The following is a 15,556-nucleotide window of genomic DNA, read 5'->3' as shown; positions in this document are numbered from 1 at the left end:
TTGCGGTAACGCTTCGAATCGGCGAGGTCGGCCCCTCATCCGGCTGCCGCCACCTTCTCCCCGCTCGCGGGGCGAAGGGACCAAGTCGTAACCTCTCCATTTCCCGCAAAGTTCTCGCAGGGCACGTCCCCTCTCCCCGTAAAACGGGGAGAGGGTTAGGGTGAGGGGCAGATACTGGATACGAACCGGACAGCGGCACCGCTGTTACTCCGCTGCCTCGGCATAGCTTTCCACCGGCGGGCAGGTGCAGATCAGGTTGCGGTCGCCGTAGACGTTGTCGACGCGGTTGACCGGGGACCAGTATTTGTCGACGCGGAAGGCGCCGGGCGGGAAGCAGGCCTGTTCGCGGCTGTAGGGCCGATCCCATTCGCCGACGAGGTCTTCCACCGTGTGCGGGGCGTTCTTCAGCGGGTTGTTGACCTTGTCCATCCGGCCGTCCTCGATGGCGCGGGCTTCCTCGCGGATCGCCAGCATCGCCTCGCAGAAGCGGTCGAGTTCGGCCTTGGTCTCGCTTTCCGTCGGCTCGATCATCAGCGTGCCTGATACCGGCCAGCTCATGGTGGGCGCATGGAAGCCGCAGTCGATCAGCCGCTTGGCGACGTCGTCGACGGTAACGCCTGAACTGTCGACCAGCGGGCGCGTGTCGATGATGCATTCATGCGCCACGCGGCCGGTCTTCGACTTATAGAGCACGTCGTAGGCGCCCTTCAGCCGGGCGGCGATATAGTTGGCGTTGAGGATCGCCACCTTGGTCGCCTGCGTCAGGCCTTCGCCGCCCATCATCAGGCAGTAGCTCCAGGAGATCGGCAGGATCGATGCGGAGCCGAAGGCTGCGGCTGAAACTGCGCCGGGACGGCCGTCGGTCTCGGGGTGGCCGGGCAGGTAGGGCGCCAGATGAGCCTTGACGCCGATCGGGCCCATGCCGGGGCCGCCGCCGCCATGCGGAATGCAGAAGGTCTTATGCAGGTTGAGGTGGGACACGTCGGAGCCGATGTCACCGGGGCGGGACAGGCCCACCATGGCGTTCATGTTGGCGCCGTCGAGATAGACCTGTCCACCATTGGCATGGACGAGATCGCAGATTTCCTTGACGGTCTCCTCGAAGACGCCGTGCGTTGAAGGGTAGGTGATCATGCAGCAGGAGAGATTGTCCGCATGTTCCTCAGCCTTGGCGCGGAAATCGTCGAGATCGATGTCGCCGTTCTCGCGCACCTTGACGACCACCACCTTCATGCCGACCATCTGCGCCGAGGCCGGGTTGGTGCCATGTGCCGAGGTCGGGATCAGGCAGACGTCGCGATGGCCGTCTCCATTGGCGATATGAAAGTTGCGGATCGTCAACAGGCCGGCATATTCGCCTTGCGCACCGGAATTCGGCTGCATGGAGAAGGCGTCGTAGCCGGTGACGGCGCAGAGCTTTTCGATCAGGTCGTCGATCATCTCGCGGTAGCCGAGCGCCTGGTCTGATGGCACGAAGGGATGGATGTCGGAAAATTCCGGCCAGGTGATCGGCAGCATTTCCGCGGTCGCATTGAGCTTCATCGTGCAGGAGCCGAGCGGGATCATCGAGCGGTCGAGCGCCAGATCGCGGTCGGAGAGCCGGCGGATGTAACGCGTCATCTCGCTTTCGGCGCGGTTCATGTGGAAGATCGGATGGCTGAGGTAGTCGCTGGTCCGAAGCAGGCCCTTGGGCAGGCGGTAGGACGGCTCGAAATCGGCAATGGTGAAATTGCCGCCGAAAGCGCGCCAGACGGCTTCGAGCGTCGCCGGCCGGCTGCGCTCGTCAAGGCTCATACCGATCTTCGTCTCGCCGACCTTGCGCAGATTGACGCCTTCGGCGACGGCGGCGCGCAGGATGAGCCCCTGCATATGGCCGACATCGACGGTGATCGTGTCGAAGAAGCTTTCCGGTTCGATCCTGTAGCCGAGCCTTTCCAGGCCCTTGGCCATCAGCACGGCCTTCTGGTGCACCTGCTGGGCGATCGCCTTGATGCCGTCAGGTCCGTGAAAGACCGCATACATCGAGGCCATGACGGCAAGCAGTACCTGGGCGGTGCAGATGTTCGAGGTCGCCTTCTCGCGGCGGATATGCTGTTCGCGGGTCTGCAGCGACAGGCGGTAGGCGCGGTTGCCGCGGGCATCGACGGAAACGCCGACAAGGCGGCCGGGCATCGAGCGCTTGACGGCGTCCTTGACCGCCATATAGGCCGCATGCGGGCCGCCGTAACCCACAGGGACGCCGAAGCGCTGCGAGGAGCCGACGGCGATGTCGGCGCCCATTTCGCCGGGCGATTTCAGCAGCGTCAGCGCCAGGATGTCGGCAGCGACGATCGCTATGGCGCCGGCCTGGTGCAGGCGGGCGATCAGGCCGGTGAAGTCATTGATGTGACCATGGGTACCGGGATATTGGAAGATCGCCCCGAAGACATCGACCGGATCGAGATCGGTGAAGGGATTGCCGACGATGACCTGCCAGCCGAGCGGCTCGGCGCGGGTGCGGATCAGCGCGATGGTCTGCGGGTGGCAGTCGGCATCGACGAAGAAGGCCTTGGCCTTCGACTTGGAGACCCGCTCGGCCATCGCCATGCCTTCGGCGGCAGCGGTCGCCTCGTCGAGCAGCGAGGCGTTGGCGACGTCGAGGCCGGTCAAGTCGCAGACCATCGTCTGGTAGTTCAAAAGCGCTTCCAGGCGGCCCTGGCTGATCTCCGGCTGATAGGGCGTATAGGCCGTGTACCAGGCGGGGTTTTCCAGGATGTTGCGCTGGATGACCGGCGGCGTGATCGTGCCGTAATAGCCCTGGCCGATCAGCGAGACCAGCACCTTGTTCTTGTTGGCGGTCTCGCGCAGCTTGTCGAGCGCCTCGCGCTCGGTCATCGGCGCGCCCCAGACGAGCGGCGCCTTCTGACGGATGGCGGGCGGCAGCGTCGCGTCGATCAAGCCGTCGAGGCTGTTGTAACCGATCACCTTCAACATGTCGGTCATCTCGGCCGGCGACGGGCCGATGTGACGGCGATTGGCAAAATCGTAGGGCTGATAGTCGGTGAACTGGAATTCGGTCGGCGTCGTCATTACGCGGTGAGCTCCTTATAGGCGGCCTCGTCGAGCAGGCCGTCGGCATCCGCGGGATTGGCAAGCTTCAGCTTGAAGAACCAGCCCGACCCTTGAGGATCGGAATTGACCAGCGACGGATCGGCAACGATGGCCGGATTGACCTCGGTGATCTCGCCGTCAAGCGGACAATAGACATCTGAGGCCGCCTTGACGGATTCGACAGTCGCGGCATTGCCGTTCCTGGGGAAGGTCGCGCCGACTTCCGGCAGTTCGACGAAAACCAGGTCGCCGAGCTGATCGACGGCATAATTGGTGATGCCAACCGTCGCAACGCCGCCTTCGATCTGCAGCCATTCGTGTTCTTCGGTAAATTTCAGCATTGTTCGTCCTCTCTGGAAAGGTTTAGCGTTTGTAGGTCGGTGTGACGAAGGGCAGGGCACTGACGGTGATCGGCAGATATTTGCCGCGCACCTCGGCGTAGACGAGCGTGCCGGCCGCAGCATGCGAGACCGGGACGTAGCCCATGGCGACGGGGCCTTCGACGCTGGGGCCGAAGCCGCCCGAGGTGACTTCGCCGATTTCGAGCTTGCCCTCGGCATCGGCATAGAGCTTGGCATGGCCGCGCACCGGCGCCTTTCCCTCAGGCTTCAGGCCGACACGACGGCGGGCGGCGCCGTTTTCGAGTTCGGACAGGATGCGGCCGGAGCCCGGGAAGCCGCCGGCGCGTGCGCCGCCCGCGCGCCGCGCCTTCTGCATCGCCCATTCCAGCGCCGCCTCGACCGGTGAGGTGGTGGTGTCGATATCGTTGCCGTAGAGGCAGAGGCCGGCTTCCAGGCGCAGCGAATCGCGCGCGCCGAGGCCGATCGCCTGGACATCGGGATGCTCGAGCAACCGCATGGTGACATCCTCGGCCTTATCCGCCGGGACCGAGATTTCGAAACCGTCCTCGCCGCTATAGCCGGAGCGCGAGACCAGACAGGAAACATCGTGCAGCCGGCAGTGGCGCACATCCATGAATTTCATCGCCGCAACATCGGCCCAGAGCTCGGCGAGAACCTCGACCGCACGCGGTCCCTGCAGCGCGATCAGTGCGCGGTTGAGAAGGGTGATGTCGCACGTGTCGCCGATATGGGCCTGCAGATGGGCGAGGTCGGCCTCCTTGCAGGAAGCGTTGACGACGACGAAAAGATGGTCGTCGACATGGGTGATCATCAGATCGTCGAGGATGCAGCCGCTGTCGTCGGTGAAGAAACCATAGCGCTGACGGCCTTCGGCAAGGCCCAGGATATCGACCGGCACCAGGCTTTCGAGCGCCAGAGCGGCATCCTCGTAGCTGCCGGATTTCGCCTTCACGATGATCTGGCCCATATGGGAGACATCGAAGACGCCGGCTTCGGTGCGAGTATGAAGGTGCTCCTTCATCACGCCAGCGGGATATTGCACCGGCATGTCGTAACCCGCAAACGGCACCATGCGGGCGCCGAGCTGGAGATGCAGGGCATGCAGCGGGGTTTTCTTCAGGGCAGCAGTATCGTCCAAAAGACGCCTCCGGGGTTTGCGCCTTCTTCACGAAGGCGCGGGCTCAAATCTGAAGGCGCGGCTGCGCACTTCTCTCCTGAGCCCCCTCTGTCCTTGACGCCTGAGATTGTTATCCCTTCGGCGAGCGTTTCGAGAACGCTTCTCTCCAGAGTTCCGTCTGCCCCTTGCTGGTCCTTTTGCCTGAGAGTTTCCGGGGCGGTTGCTCCTTCGGCACCGGTGGCGACAAGCACCGGATTCTCCCAACAAGGTTGGCGCAATTATCCGGCGGCCGCGGCACTTGGCAAGCGGCAAATGTCGTCGCCGAACAAATTTTTGTCGCCTTATTCCAATCAGGCCCTAAACTGCGGCAAATCTGCTTTTGCATTCGGGGGCGAAACCGGCTATCGCGGCTTGCTGTCGAAGGGGATCTCATGCGGCCGACCGGACTGAAAGCGACGCTCTTTCTGCGCATGCTTTGCGCATTGAGCTTGGCTTTGCTCGGCCTTGCCCATCAGGCGCCGCAGGCTGTCGCGTCCGAAAGTTACGATGCGAGCGCCTATGTGCTGCCCGACGGTACCTTCGCCTCGCTCTGCATCACGGTCAAGGATGCCGACGGCAAGAGCGTCGCCTTCAAGCCGACTTGCGAAGCCTGCCGGCTCTCGGCCTCCGTCGTCCTGCCGGCGCCGGATGCAGGCTCCTGGCTCGAGCGCAAACTCGCCTCGCTGATCAACGCGCCGGCCGAAGCCTCGACCTTTACCGGCGCAAAAGCCGTCAGCCGCCCAAATTCCCGCGCGCCTCCCGTCCTCGGCTGATCTGCCTTCGCAACCCATGATGCAGCATGCCGGTCCGCCCGAGAGAGTTTACGGCCGGCGAGGAGATATCCGATGAAGATTAGCAAGACATTTGGCAAGACAGTCGCGCTTGCCGCCCTTCTTTCCGCGACCGCCGTTGCCGGCGCCGAGGCGCATGTGACCTTCCTGGACAAGGAGGCGACGCAGGAAAGCACCATTCTCGCCACGCTGCAGCTGCCGCATGGTTGCGACGGCAAGGCGACCACTGAGGTGCGGGTCAAGCTGCCCGAAGGTTTCGTCTTCGCCAAGCCGCAGCCGAAGGCCGGCTGGGAGCTGGAGGTGATCAAGGGCGACTACCAGAAGACCTACGACAATCACGGCGACAAGGTGAAGACGGGCGCGGTCGAGATCCGCTGGAAGAACGGCAATCTTTCCGACGATTTCTATGACACCTTCGTCATCCAGGGTAAGGTATCGGGTGTCGAAGCCGGCACCTCGCTCGCCTTTCCGGTAACGCAGATGTGTGGCGACACGGTCGAGGCCTGGGATCAGGTGGCGAAGGAAGGCGGCGACGGCCACGGGATGAAAAGCCCGGCGCCGCTTTTGAAGGTCGTTGCCGGCGAAGACCATGGTCACGGTCATGACGACATGGCCGGCATGGACATGTCCGGCAAAACCGGCATGGATATGAGCGGTATGGGTGTCGCGGCGCCGGCCGGCGAAGCGGTCAAGGCCGGCGATCTCGAAGTCTCCGGCGGTTTCGCCAAAGCGATGCTGCCCGGCCAGCCGGTCGGCGGCGGCTTCTTCACGGTGAAAAACAACGGCCAGACGGATGATCGGCTGGTGTCGGTGACATCGCCGGCAGCCGGCGAGGTTCAGATCCACGAGATGGTGACGAAGGACAATGTCATGCGGATGCGCCAGCTGAAGGACGGTATCGCCATTGCCGCCGGCGAGACGCTCAAGCTCGAGCCCGGCAACCTGCATCTGATGTTCCAGAAGGTGAAAACGCCGTTCAAGCAGGGCGATACGGTGCCGGTGACGCTGACTTTCGAAAAGGCCGGCAAGGTCGAGCTGGTGCTGCAGGTGCTTTCGGCGCAGGGCAAATAAGCGCGTTCCGATCGAAACAGCAAAGCCCGCAGCTGTGACCGCAGCCGCGGGCTTTCATTTGGGGGCGGTTGCCTCAGACGTCTTCGTAGGATTGCAGCGCCTGCTTGAGGCCGGCCTGCGGCTGGCGGTTGCCTTTGGCCATCAGGTCGAGCGCCACCTCCGTCGACTGGATGATGTTGGAGGGCTCCTCGACCTGATCGGGGCTATCGGCCTTCAATTGCCGGTCAGCAATACGGCGCGAATCGCGGGCGGCGGTGCTGGTCGCGACACGCTGGGGAATCCTCAGCGATTCGAAGGCAACGGCAGCGGTGTTGGCCGATATGGACAGGAGCTGGGTCATGCCGTCAGCGTATCGGCATGACCTTGGCGCCATCATAAGAAAATCATCGGCATTTTACCGGATGGTAAGAATCCGCTCCGCGATGATTGGAATCCCCGCGGAGTTGCGATAGATCCGGCGGATGATCCAGGCTCTTCTCGTCGCCGTCGGCGGCGCCATCGGTTCCCTTCTCAGATATTATGTCGGCCAGTGGACCCTCAGGACCATGGGCCCGGCCTTTCCCTGGGGTACGCTTGCCGTCAATGTCGTCGGCTGCTTCGTCATCGGCGTCTTCGCCGAGCTGATCGCGCGCCGGTTCAACGCTTCGGTGGAGCTGCGCCTGTTGCTGATCACCGGCTTTCTCGGCGGGTTCACCACCTTCTCGGCCTTCTCGCTGGATGCGATCTCGCTGTTCGAGCGTGGGCAGGCGGTAGCGGGCGGCCTCTACATCGTTGCCAGCGTAGGGCTTTCGATGGCCGCCGTCATGGCGGGCCTTGCCGTCATGCGCGCTTTGGCCTGATTTCTTTTCCGGTTTCCGTTTTGCGTGAAAATGCTCTAAAGGCTGCGGCAAGAACGCCGGCTTGGCCCGTGCTGCAATTTCCGAAAGATTCTTTATGGCTGGCATAGAACATATCAAGGTTGAAGCCGACGAAGCGGGCATGCGGCTCGATCGCTGGTTCAAAGTACATTTTCCCGGGCTCGGCTTCGGCCCGCTGCAGAAGCTTTTGCGCTCCGGCCAGGTGCGCGTCGACGGCGGCCGCGTCAAATCGGATGCGCGGGTGCAGCCCGGCCAGACGGTGCGGGTGCCGCCGCTGGATGTCGATGCGAAGAAATCCGGACCGATCGCCGGCAAGGATCTCAAGCATTCCTCCGATTTCGAGCTGCTGTCGCGCATGGTGCTGCATGAGGACGACAAGGTGATCGTGCTCAACAAGCCGCCGGGCATTGCGGTGCAGGGCGGCTCCGGCGTGGCCCGGCATATCGACCAGATGCTTGAAGCCTGGACCAGCCCGAAGGGCGAAAAGCCGCGGCTCGTTCACCGCCTCGACCGCGACACTTCAGGCGTTCTCGTCATCGCCCGCACCCGCGGCGCTGCACAGAAGCTGACCGCCGCCTTCCGCGAGCGCGACACCAAGAAAACCTATTGGGCGCTGGTCAAGGGCGTGCCGCGCAAGCACGAGGACAAGATCTCGACCTGGCTCGTCAAGGAACCGACAGCCGATGGTGACCGCATGCGCATCGCCAGGCACGGCGAGGACGGCGCCGACCATGCGATTTCCTTCTACCGCGTGGTCGAGACGGCGGCGCAGAATCTCGCATGGCTTGAGATGGAGCCCTATACCGGCCGCACCCACCAGCTGCGTGTGCATGCCCTGCATATCGGCCACCCGATCATCGGCGATCCGAAATATTTCGACGACGATCCGAATTGGGATTTTCCGGGCGGCGTCCAGAAGAAGCTGCATCTGCACGCACGCCACATTGACATCCCGCATCCATCGGGCGGCCGCCTGCGCGTCAGCGCGCCGCTGCCGCCGCATATGGTGCAGACCTGGAACCTGCTCGGTCTCGACCTTGCCGGCGCCGAAAGGGACAGCGAATGAAACTCGCTCTTTTCGATTGCGACGGCACGCTGGTCGACAGCGCCGGCCTAATCCACGAAACCATGCGCCGCACCTTCGAAAAGTTCGGCAAGCCGGAACCGATATTTGAGGACACCAAGGCCATCATCGGCCTGTCGCTGGATATCGCGATTGCCCGCATGCAGGGCAGGCCACATGTCGAGCAGGAAGATATCGAGATGACGGCGCATTACAAATCGCTGTTCTCGGTCGTGCGCCAGGATCTCGACTACCGCGAGCCGCTATTTCCCGGCATTCGTGAGATGATCGACGCGATTACCGGCCGCGAGGATCTGCTGATCGGCGCGGTGACGGGCAAATCCAGGCGCGGGCTGAACCTGGTGATGGAGACGCACGGCTTCGACCGATATTTCACCGTTGCGCGCACCGCCGACGATTGCCCTTCCAAGCCGCATCCGGCGATGGTGACGGAATGCTGCGACGAAACCAGCATGAATGCCGCGGATGCCATTGTCATCGGCGATGCGATTTACGATATGCAGATGGCAAAGGCTGCCGGCGCCAAAGCGATCGGCGTTGCCTGGGGCTATGCCAGCGTGGATGAGCTGATCGCCAACGGCGCTGATGCGATCGCCTATCATCCGAACGAGATATTGCGCCATTTTTCCTGAGGTAGTGCCATGCGTGATCTGCTGAACGATCTTTCCGAAGGCCTGAGCCATCCCGATCCGATCCGCCGGGCGCAGATCCAGATGAAGAAGCCGCTGCCGAAGCGTTTCTACACCGCTGTCGACGTTGCCGAGCACGAGGGCGGTTTTGCCATCACGCTCGATGGCAAGATGGTGCGCACGCCGGCGCGCCAAGTGCTCGCGGTTCCCACGCAGGCGCTGGCGCGGCTTGTCGCGGCCGAATGGCAGGGGCAGGGTGAGGAAATCGATCCCATGACGATGCCCATGACGCGGCTCGTCAACACCGCGCTCGACGGCATTACCGGCAACACACAGGCTATCCTTGAAGATATACTGCGCTTTTCCTCGAGCGACCTGATCTGCTACCGCGCCGATGGGCCGGAACTGCTGGTCGAGCGCCAGGCCGAGCGCTGGGACCCGGTGATCGACTGGGCGGCGAACGATCTCGGAGCCCGCTTCATCCTCATCGAAGGCGTGATGCCGCGTGAGCAGCCGCGCGAGGCGACCGCCGCCTTCGCCGTCACGCTCGCCAGATATGATAACCCGATCGCGCTCGCAGCACTCCACACCGTCACCACGCTCACTGGTTCGGCGATCCTGGCCCTCGCCTTCGCCTGCGGCCGGGTGACGATGGAGGAAGCCTGGTCGCTTGCCCATCTCGACGAGGACTGGACGATCGAGCATTGGGGCAGCGACGAGGAAGCCGAGGAGCGGCGGGCCAAGCGCTTTGCCGACTTCAAGGCGGCGACGGACGTTTTTTTGGCCCTAAGCGCCTGAAACATATTGCCTTCCCCGCCATTATGACGAAATCTGCGACTCCAACGGGGTCGTGCGGGATTTTGCAATGAATTGGCTGAGGTCGTGTTTTTGCCGGGCCGCACTCGTCTGTGTCGCGCTGACGGCCTGCGGCAGCCTCTCGGGCACGAAGCCGGCGGCGCCGGTCTATGATGTGCGCAGCGCCGTCGTCGTCTCCGGCCCGAACATGCCGGCCGAGCTGCTTTCCGGCATCAACGACCGCGTCAACGCCGCGATCAATGCCACGGTGCGCGACACCGTGCTGCCGCGGGTGGTGCTGACGATTCGCGTCGTCTCCATCGAGAAGGGTCTCGGCTTCCAGAAGGACCGCAACATCGCCAAGGTCAGTATCGACGCAGCCTCCGTCGAGGACGGCTCGGTCATCGCCGTCAGTGCTTTCGACGTGACCAGCATCGCCGCCGATCCCAAGCTTGCGGATGAGATCCTGGCGGAGGACGTCGCGGCAAGGATACGCTCGGTTTTCTCGCTCAGCGGGCGTGGGCTCTAAAGCATGTCGCGGCGATAACGACATGCTAGAAATAAAGGCGAGGGAGATCGCATGAAGGAAATTCTCGAAGAACTGGAACGGCGCCGCGGCGTCGCCCGCCTCGGCGGCGGCAGGGCGCGCATCGACGCCCAGCACAAGCGCGGCAAGCTGACGGCGCGCGAGCGCATCGATCTCTTTCTCGACGAAGGCTCCTTCGAGGAGTTCGACATGTTCGTCGAACATCGCTCCACCGATTTCGGCATGGACAAGAGCCGTGTCGCCGGCGACGGCGTCGTCACCGGCTGGGGCACGGTCAACGGCCGCACCGTGTTCGTCTTCGCCAAGGATTTCACCGTCTTCGGCGGCTCGCTTTCGGAAGCGCATGCCGAGAAGATCATGAAGGTGCAGGACATGGCGCTGAAGAACCGCGCGCCGATCGTCGGCATCTATGATGCCGGCGGCGCCCGCATCCAGGAAGGCGTGGCGGCACTTGGCGGTTACGCCGAGGTATTCCAGCGCAACGTGCTCGCTTCCGGCGTCATCCCGCAGATCTCGGTGATCATGGGTCCTTGCGCCGGCGGCGACGTCTATTCGCCTGCCATGACCGATTTCATCTTCATGGTGCGCGATACCTCCTACATGTTCGTCACCGGGCCCGACGTGGTGAAAACGGTGACCAATGAGACGGTGACCGCTGAGGAGCTCGGTGGCGCGAAGGTGCATACGACGCGCTCGTCGATTGCCGACGGCGCCTATGACAATGATGTCGAAACGCTGCTGCAAGTGCGCCGGCTGATCGATTTCCTGCCGCTTTCGAACACGGCGCCGCTGCCCGAGATCGAATGTTACCAGTCGGTGACAGAGGTCGACATGTCGCTCGATACGCTGGTGCCGGCCAGCGCCAACAAGCCATACGATATCAAGGAACTGATCCGAAAGGTGGCGGACGAGGGAGATTTCTTCGAGATCCAGTCAAGCTTTGCCGGCAATATCGTCTGCGGCTTCGGCCGCGTCGAAGGCTCCACCGTCGGTTTCGTCGCAAACCAGCCGATGGTGCTGGCCGGCGTGCTCGACAGCGATGCCTCGCGCAAGGCGGCGCGCTTCGTGCGATTCTGCGACTGCTTCAGCATTCCGTTGGTCACCTTCGTCGACGTGCCGGGCTTTCTGCCGGGCACCGCGCAGGAATATGGCGGGCTGATCAAGCATGGCGCCAAGCTGCTGTTTGCCTATGCCGAGGCGACGGTCCCGAAGCTCACCGTCATCACCCGCAAGGCTTTCGGCGGCGCCTATGACGTCATGGCGTCGAAGCATCTGCGCGGCGACTTGAACTATGCCTGGCCGACGGCGCAGATTGCCGTGATGGGGGCCAAGGGCGCGGTCGAAATCATCTTCCGCAAGGACATCGCCGATCCCGAGAAAATCGCCGCCCATACGAAAATGTACGAGGACCGGTTCCTCTCGCCCTTTGTCGCCGCCGAACGTGGTTATGTCGATGAGGTGATCATGCCGCATTCGACCCGAAGGCGGCTGGCGCGGGGGCTGAAGATGCTGCGCAACAAGGATCTCGCCAATCCGTGGAAGAAACACGACAACATTCCGCTCTGAGATTTGGCCGGTGAATATAATCATCTGCTCAGCTGTTTTCCTGCTGTCGAAAAAGTGAACGGGCGTCAGCGATCCGTGTGTTCAATCCCTGTCGGGGACCGGCTAACGCTCGGCTGCATTGTTTTAAATGGAGAGGTTTTATGTCAAGTTTCGAGCGTCTTTCTGCCTATCGCCCCTACGGGTTGGCCGCTCTCAGAATCATCACCGCGCTGCTGTTCATCGAACACGGGACGATGAAGCTTTTCAGTTTCCCGATTCCGGCGATGGAGGGCTCGCTGCCGCCGCTGATGCTTTTCGCAGCCCTTCTTGAACTGGTCGGCGGCATCCTTATTCTCGTCGGCCTGCTGACGCGTCCCGTCGCCTTCGTGCTGGCCGGCCAAATGGCGGTCGCCTATTTCATGGCGCATGCGCCGCGTAGCTTCTTCCCCGTTGTCAATGAGGGCGATGCCGCGATCCTGTTCTGCTTCGTCTTCCTCTACCTGTTCTTCTCGGGTCCCGGCGCGTTTGCCGTCGATAACCGCAAGGCAGCCTGAGCAATAAACGAGGGGCGTTGAAGGCGCCCCTCAGCCTTATATCAGGCGGTGAGCTTGAGACCGGCGATGCCGCCGACGATCAGCATGATGCAGGCAAGACGGGAGACACTTGCCTCATCGCCAAGCAGCCAGATGCCCAGCAGCACGGTGCCGACCGTGCCGATACCGGTCCAGACCGCATAGGCGGTCCCGATCGGCAGGTGCTTCACCGCCAGGCCGAGCAGCACGATGCTGACCACCATGGATATGACGGTCAGCGCTGTCGGCAGCGGCCGTGTGAAGCCATCGGTGTATTTAAGGCCGATCGCCCAGCCACATTCGAAAAGACCAGCGAGAAAAAGCAGAAACCAGGCCATACGACTCTCCTTGTTCAAGAGCGAGGCCGTCCCCGCGACGGTTGCATCCGGAAGATGCCGCAGTCGTCTGCGATGACGTCTATATGCGAGAGGAGACGGCGGACTTCAAGGTAGGAAGCGACATGGCTGCCATGCCACCCGTTTCTTGCCGGCGGAGGCAGCATCAGGATTACCCGCCAGCCTCGGCGGAAAGGCTCTTGGCGCGGCGGCAGAGGCGGTCGAAGGTCTCGAGGAAGCGCGAGCGGTCTTTCGGGCTGAAGGCGGCGTTGTAACCCTTGCTCTCGCCAGTTTCGCGCAAATGCGCACCGAGATCGCGCATGGCGCTCGCCATGCCGATATTGGTCTCGTCGAAGACGCGGCCCGTCGGGCCGCTGACGAAGGCGCCGGTGGCGACACAGCGCACGGCGAGCGGCACGTCGGCGGTGACGACGACATCCCCCGGGCCGGCGCGCTCGGCAATCCAGTTGTCGGCGGCGTCGAAGGCGTTGGAGACGATGACGTTGTGGACCATCGGATCGCGCGAGGGGCGCAGGCCGGAATTGGCGACGAAGGTGACTTCGAGGTCGAGGCGCTCTGCCACCTTCAGCACTTCCGGCTTCACCGGGCAGGCATCGGCATCGACGTAGATCATGACGGTATTCCTGCCGGCCGGATGGCCAGCTGGCGGACCATGTTGATATGGGGAATGCCGTCTTCCAGATATTCTTCGGATGCTACGCTGAAACCGAAGGCTTCATAGAAGCGGCGCAGATGCGCCTGCGCCGACAAGGCGATGGGGTTTGCCGGATAAAGCCGTTCGCAAGCGGAGATCGCTTCGCTCATCAATGCATCGCCCAGGCGTTTGCCGCGATGGGCGGGTGAGACGACGACGCGGCCGATCTTTACCGGATCATGCGCATCGTGCGGCTTCAGCAGCCGGGCAGAGGCTAGCTGTTCCCCGCTGGAGAGCAGCCGCAGATGCAGCGCGTCGACGTCCTTGCCATCGAGTTCCGGATAGGGGCAGTTCTGTTCGACGACGAAGACGTCGACGCGCATCTTGAGCAGGTCGTAGAGCTCCCGCGGGGAGAGCTCGTCGAGGCCCTTGAGGTCGGCCGTGCAGGGAATCGAAGCCATTGATAAAACCACGCCGGGGATGCTCCCGCCGGATGCGGGAGCTGTTAGGTTCTCCGTATATGTACGACAGAACGGCTCACTTCAAGAAAGGAAATGGTTGCTCCCGGATGCGGCCGGTTGCCTGCAGACCAGCTCGTCCTAGCGCAGATATTGATTAAAGTTCAGGCCGTAGGCATAGGGATTTTGTCCTGGAGGCTGCTGTGGCTCGGTCGAATAAACATAGACCCGTCCGGAGGCTTCAAATCCTACGTCCCGGCCAATCGTCACGACCATATCAGTGGCCTGTTCGCTGTCGATCGCCCAAGCCTGCATGGAGAAAAAAGCTGCTGAGCCGGCCGTCGTGCCGAAATCGACATTGGATGTGACGATTTCTCCGTCTGCAATGACAGCAAATGACGGAAAGCCGTTTTCAACTTTCCGTATCGCAGCTTCAATCTCCAGTTCTTCAGGAAATCCATGTGGTCAGTACACCACCACGCCGCGAATGCTCTCACCCTTGTGCATCATGTCGAAGCCCTTGTTGATATCGTCGAGCGGCATGGTGTGGGTGATCATCGGATCGATCTGGATCTTGCCCTGCATGTACCAGTCGACGATCTTCGGCACGTCGGTGCGGCCACGCGCGCCGCCGAAAGCGGTGCCCATCCAGTTGCGGCCGGTGACCAGCTGGAACGGACGCGTCGAGATCTCCTGGCCGGCGCCGGCAACGCCAATGATGATCGATTTGCCCCAGCCGCGGTGGCTGGCCTCAAGCGCCTGGCGCATCACCTTGGTGTTGCCGGTGCAGTCGAAGGTATAGTCGGCGCCGCCGATCAGGTCGCCATTGCGCTTGGTCATATTGACGAGATGCGGCACGATGTCGTCGCCGACCTCCTTCGGATTGACGAAATGCGTCATGCCGAACTTCTCGCCCCAAGCCTTGCGGTCATTGTTGATGTCGACGCCGATGATCATGTCGGCGCCGGCAAGCCGCAGCCCCTGCAGCACGTTGAGGCCGATGCCGCCGAGACCGAAGACGATGGCGGTGGCGCCGATCTCCACCTTGGCGGTGTTGATGACCGCGCCGATGCCGGTGGTGACGCCGCAGCCGATGTAGCAGATCTTGTCGAAGGGCGCGTCGGGATTGACCTTGGCAAGCGCAATCTCCGGCAGCACGGTGAAATTGGCGAAGGTCGAGCAGCCCATATAGTGGTGGATCTTGTCCTTGCCGATCGAGAAGCGCGAGGTGCCGTCCGGCATCAGACCCTGGCCCTGGGTCGAGCGGATGGCGGTGCAGAGATTGGTCTTGCGCGACAGGCAGGAGTAGCATTCCCGGCATTCCGGCGTGTAGAGCGGGATGACATGGTCGCCCTTCTTGACCGAGGTCACACCAGGGCCGACATCGACGACGATGCCGGCACCCTCATGACCGAGGATCGCTGGGAACAGGCCTTCCGGATCGGCGCCCGACAGGGTGAAATCGTCGGTGTGGCAGATGCCGGTCGCCTTGACCTCGACCAGCACTTCGCCGGCCCGCGGCCCTTCCAGCTGCACGGTCATCACTTCGAGCGGTTTTCCGGCCTGAACGGCTACGGCGGCGCGAACGTCCATCTTCACAATCTCCCTG

18 protein-coding genes and 1 riboswitch are annotated in these 15,556 nt (G+C 62.7%); of the genes, 9 read left to right on the top strand and 9 right to left on the bottom strand.

Annotated elements, in window-relative coordinates:
• Window positions 1–204: 204 nt before the first annotated feature.
• The 3 genes from gcvP to gcvT are packed head-to-tail and all read right to left on the bottom strand — an operon-like array spanning window position 205 to window position 4,590.
• A complete protein-coding gene (gene gcvP, locus AMK05_RS11645; RefSeq protein ID WP_064838592.1) occupies window positions 205–3,069 on the bottom strand; it encodes an aminomethyl-transferring glycine dehydrogenase in 2,865 nt (954 codons plus the stop codon).
• A complete protein-coding gene (gcvH, locus tag AMK05_RS11640; protein ID WP_064838591.1) occupies window positions 3,069–3,431 on the bottom strand; it encodes a glycine cleavage system protein GcvH in 363 nt (120 codons plus the stop codon). Before gcvH ends, gcvP begins: the two co-directional genes overlap by 1 nt.
• A gap of 22 nt (window positions 3,432–3,453) precedes the next feature.
• The gene (gene gcvT, locus AMK05_RS11635) at window positions 3,454–4,590 is read right to left on the bottom strand and encodes a glycine cleavage system aminomethyltransferase GcvT (RefSeq protein ID WP_064838590.1); all 1,137 of its coding nucleotides are present in this window, start codon (window positions 4,588–4,590) and stop codon (window positions 3,454–3,456) included.
• Window positions 4,591–4,748: 158 nt separating this feature from the next.
• Window positions 4,749–4,842, bottom strand: a riboswitch (glycine riboswitch).
• Window positions 4,843–5,000: 158 nt separating this feature from the next.
• Between gcvT and AMK05_RS11630 the strand changes: the two genes are divergently transcribed.
• Together AMK05_RS11630 and AMK05_RS11625 are read left to right on the top strand one after the other, a co-directional pair.
• On the top strand, window positions 5,001–5,381 hold the full coding sequence (locus AMK05_RS11630; protein WP_064838589.1) for a hypothetical protein: 381 nt from the start codon (window positions 5,001–5,003) through the stop codon (window positions 5,379–5,381).
• A 72-nt stretch (window positions 5,382–5,453) separates the two neighbouring features.
• Complete coding sequence (locus tag AMK05_RS11625; RefSeq protein ID WP_064838588.1) at window positions 5,454–6,470, top strand: copper chaperone PCu(A)C; 1,017 nt, start codon at window positions 5,454–5,456, stop codon at window positions 6,468–6,470.
• 73 nt (window positions 6,471–6,543) lie between these two features.
• Here the strand turns inward: AMK05_RS11625 and AMK05_RS11620 are convergent, their stop codons facing one another.
• On the bottom strand, window positions 6,544–6,810 hold the full coding sequence (locus tag AMK05_RS11620) for a hypothetical protein (RefSeq protein WP_064838587.1): 267 nt from the start codon (window positions 6,808–6,810) through the stop codon (window positions 6,544–6,546).
• Between the two features lie 121 nt (window positions 6,811–6,931).
• Between AMK05_RS11620 and crcB the strand changes: the two genes are divergently transcribed.
• From crcB to AMK05_RS11585, 7 genes are all read left to right on the top strand, one after another.
• Window positions 6,932–7,309: a fluoride efflux transporter CrcB gene (gene crcB / locus AMK05_RS11615; protein ID WP_064838586.1), complete on the top strand. Its 378-nt coding sequence runs from the start codon at window positions 6,932–6,934 to the stop codon at window positions 7,307–7,309.
• Between the two features lie 94 nt (window positions 7,310–7,403).
• Complete coding sequence (locus tag AMK05_RS11610) at window positions 7,404–8,393, top strand: RluA family pseudouridine synthase (protein WP_064838585.1); 990 nt, start codon at window positions 7,404–7,406, stop codon at window positions 8,391–8,393.
• Window positions 8,390–9,043, top strand: a complete 654-nt coding sequence (locus AMK05_RS11605) for an HAD-IA family hydrolase (protein ID WP_064838584.1) — start codon at window positions 8,390–8,392, stop codon at window positions 9,041–9,043. The genes AMK05_RS11610 and AMK05_RS11605 overlap by 4 nt, the downstream gene beginning before the upstream one ends.
• Window positions 9,044–9,052: 9 nt before the next feature.
• A complete protein-coding gene (locus AMK05_RS11600) occupies window positions 9,053–9,838 on the top strand; it encodes an ATP12 family chaperone protein (RefSeq protein WP_064838583.1) in 786 nt (261 codons plus the stop codon).
• A gap of 67 nt (window positions 9,839–9,905) precedes the next feature.
• Complete coding sequence (locus tag AMK05_RS11595; RefSeq protein WP_064838582.1) at window positions 9,906–10,364, top strand: hypothetical protein; 459 nt, start codon at window positions 9,906–9,908, stop codon at window positions 10,362–10,364.
• A 51-nt stretch (window positions 10,365–10,415) separates the two neighbouring features.
• Complete coding sequence (locus tag AMK05_RS11590) at window positions 10,416–11,948, top strand: acyl-CoA carboxylase subunit beta (RefSeq protein WP_064838581.1); 1,533 nt, start codon at window positions 10,416–10,418, stop codon at window positions 11,946–11,948.
• 140 nt (window positions 11,949–12,088) lie between these two features.
• Window positions 12,089–12,481, top strand: a complete 393-nt coding sequence (locus AMK05_RS11585; RefSeq protein WP_064838580.1) for a DoxX family protein — start codon at window positions 12,089–12,091, stop codon at window positions 12,479–12,481.
• Between the two features lie 41 nt (window positions 12,482–12,522).
• On the opposite strand, the gene sugE is transcribed toward AMK05_RS11585, so the two are convergent.
• From sugE to AMK05_RS11565, 5 genes are all read right to left on the bottom strand, one after another.
• Window positions 12,523–12,837 (bottom strand): quaternary ammonium compound efflux SMR transporter SugE, encoded by a 315-nt coding sequence (gene sugE, locus AMK05_RS11580; RefSeq protein ID WP_064838579.1) that lies wholly within the window; start codon window positions 12,835–12,837, stop codon window positions 12,523–12,525.
• A 169-nt stretch (window positions 12,838–13,006) separates the two neighbouring features.
• Window positions 13,007–13,468: a YaiI/YqxD family protein gene (locus AMK05_RS11575; protein WP_064838578.1), complete on the bottom strand. Its 462-nt coding sequence runs from the start codon at window positions 13,466–13,468 to the stop codon at window positions 13,007–13,009.
• Window positions 13,465–13,950: a GNAT family N-acetyltransferase gene (locus AMK05_RS11570; RefSeq protein WP_064838577.1), complete on the bottom strand. Its 486-nt coding sequence runs from the start codon at window positions 13,948–13,950 to the stop codon at window positions 13,465–13,467. The genes AMK05_RS11575 and AMK05_RS11570 overlap by 4 nt, the downstream gene beginning before the upstream one ends.
• A 138-nt stretch (window positions 13,951–14,088) precedes the next feature.
• Window positions 14,089–14,262 (bottom strand): hypothetical protein, encoded by a 174-nt coding sequence (locus AMK05_RS35200; RefSeq protein WP_190237319.1) that lies wholly within the window; start codon window positions 14,260–14,262, stop codon window positions 14,089–14,091.
• Window positions 14,263–14,412: 150 nt separating this feature from the next.
• Window positions 14,413–15,540, bottom strand: coding sequence for an S-(hydroxymethyl)glutathione dehydrogenase/class III alcohol dehydrogenase (locus AMK05_RS11565; protein WP_064838576.1), 1,128 nt, complete (start codon window positions 15,538–15,540; stop codon window positions 14,413–14,415).
• Between the last annotated feature and the right edge of the window lie 16 nt (window positions 15,541–15,556).

Source organism: Rhizobium sp. N324, assembly GCF_001664485.1.
GTDB lineage: Bacteria > Pseudomonadota > Alphaproteobacteria > Rhizobiales > Rhizobiaceae > Rhizobium.
This window is presented reverse-complemented; position numbering and strand designations above follow the sequence as displayed.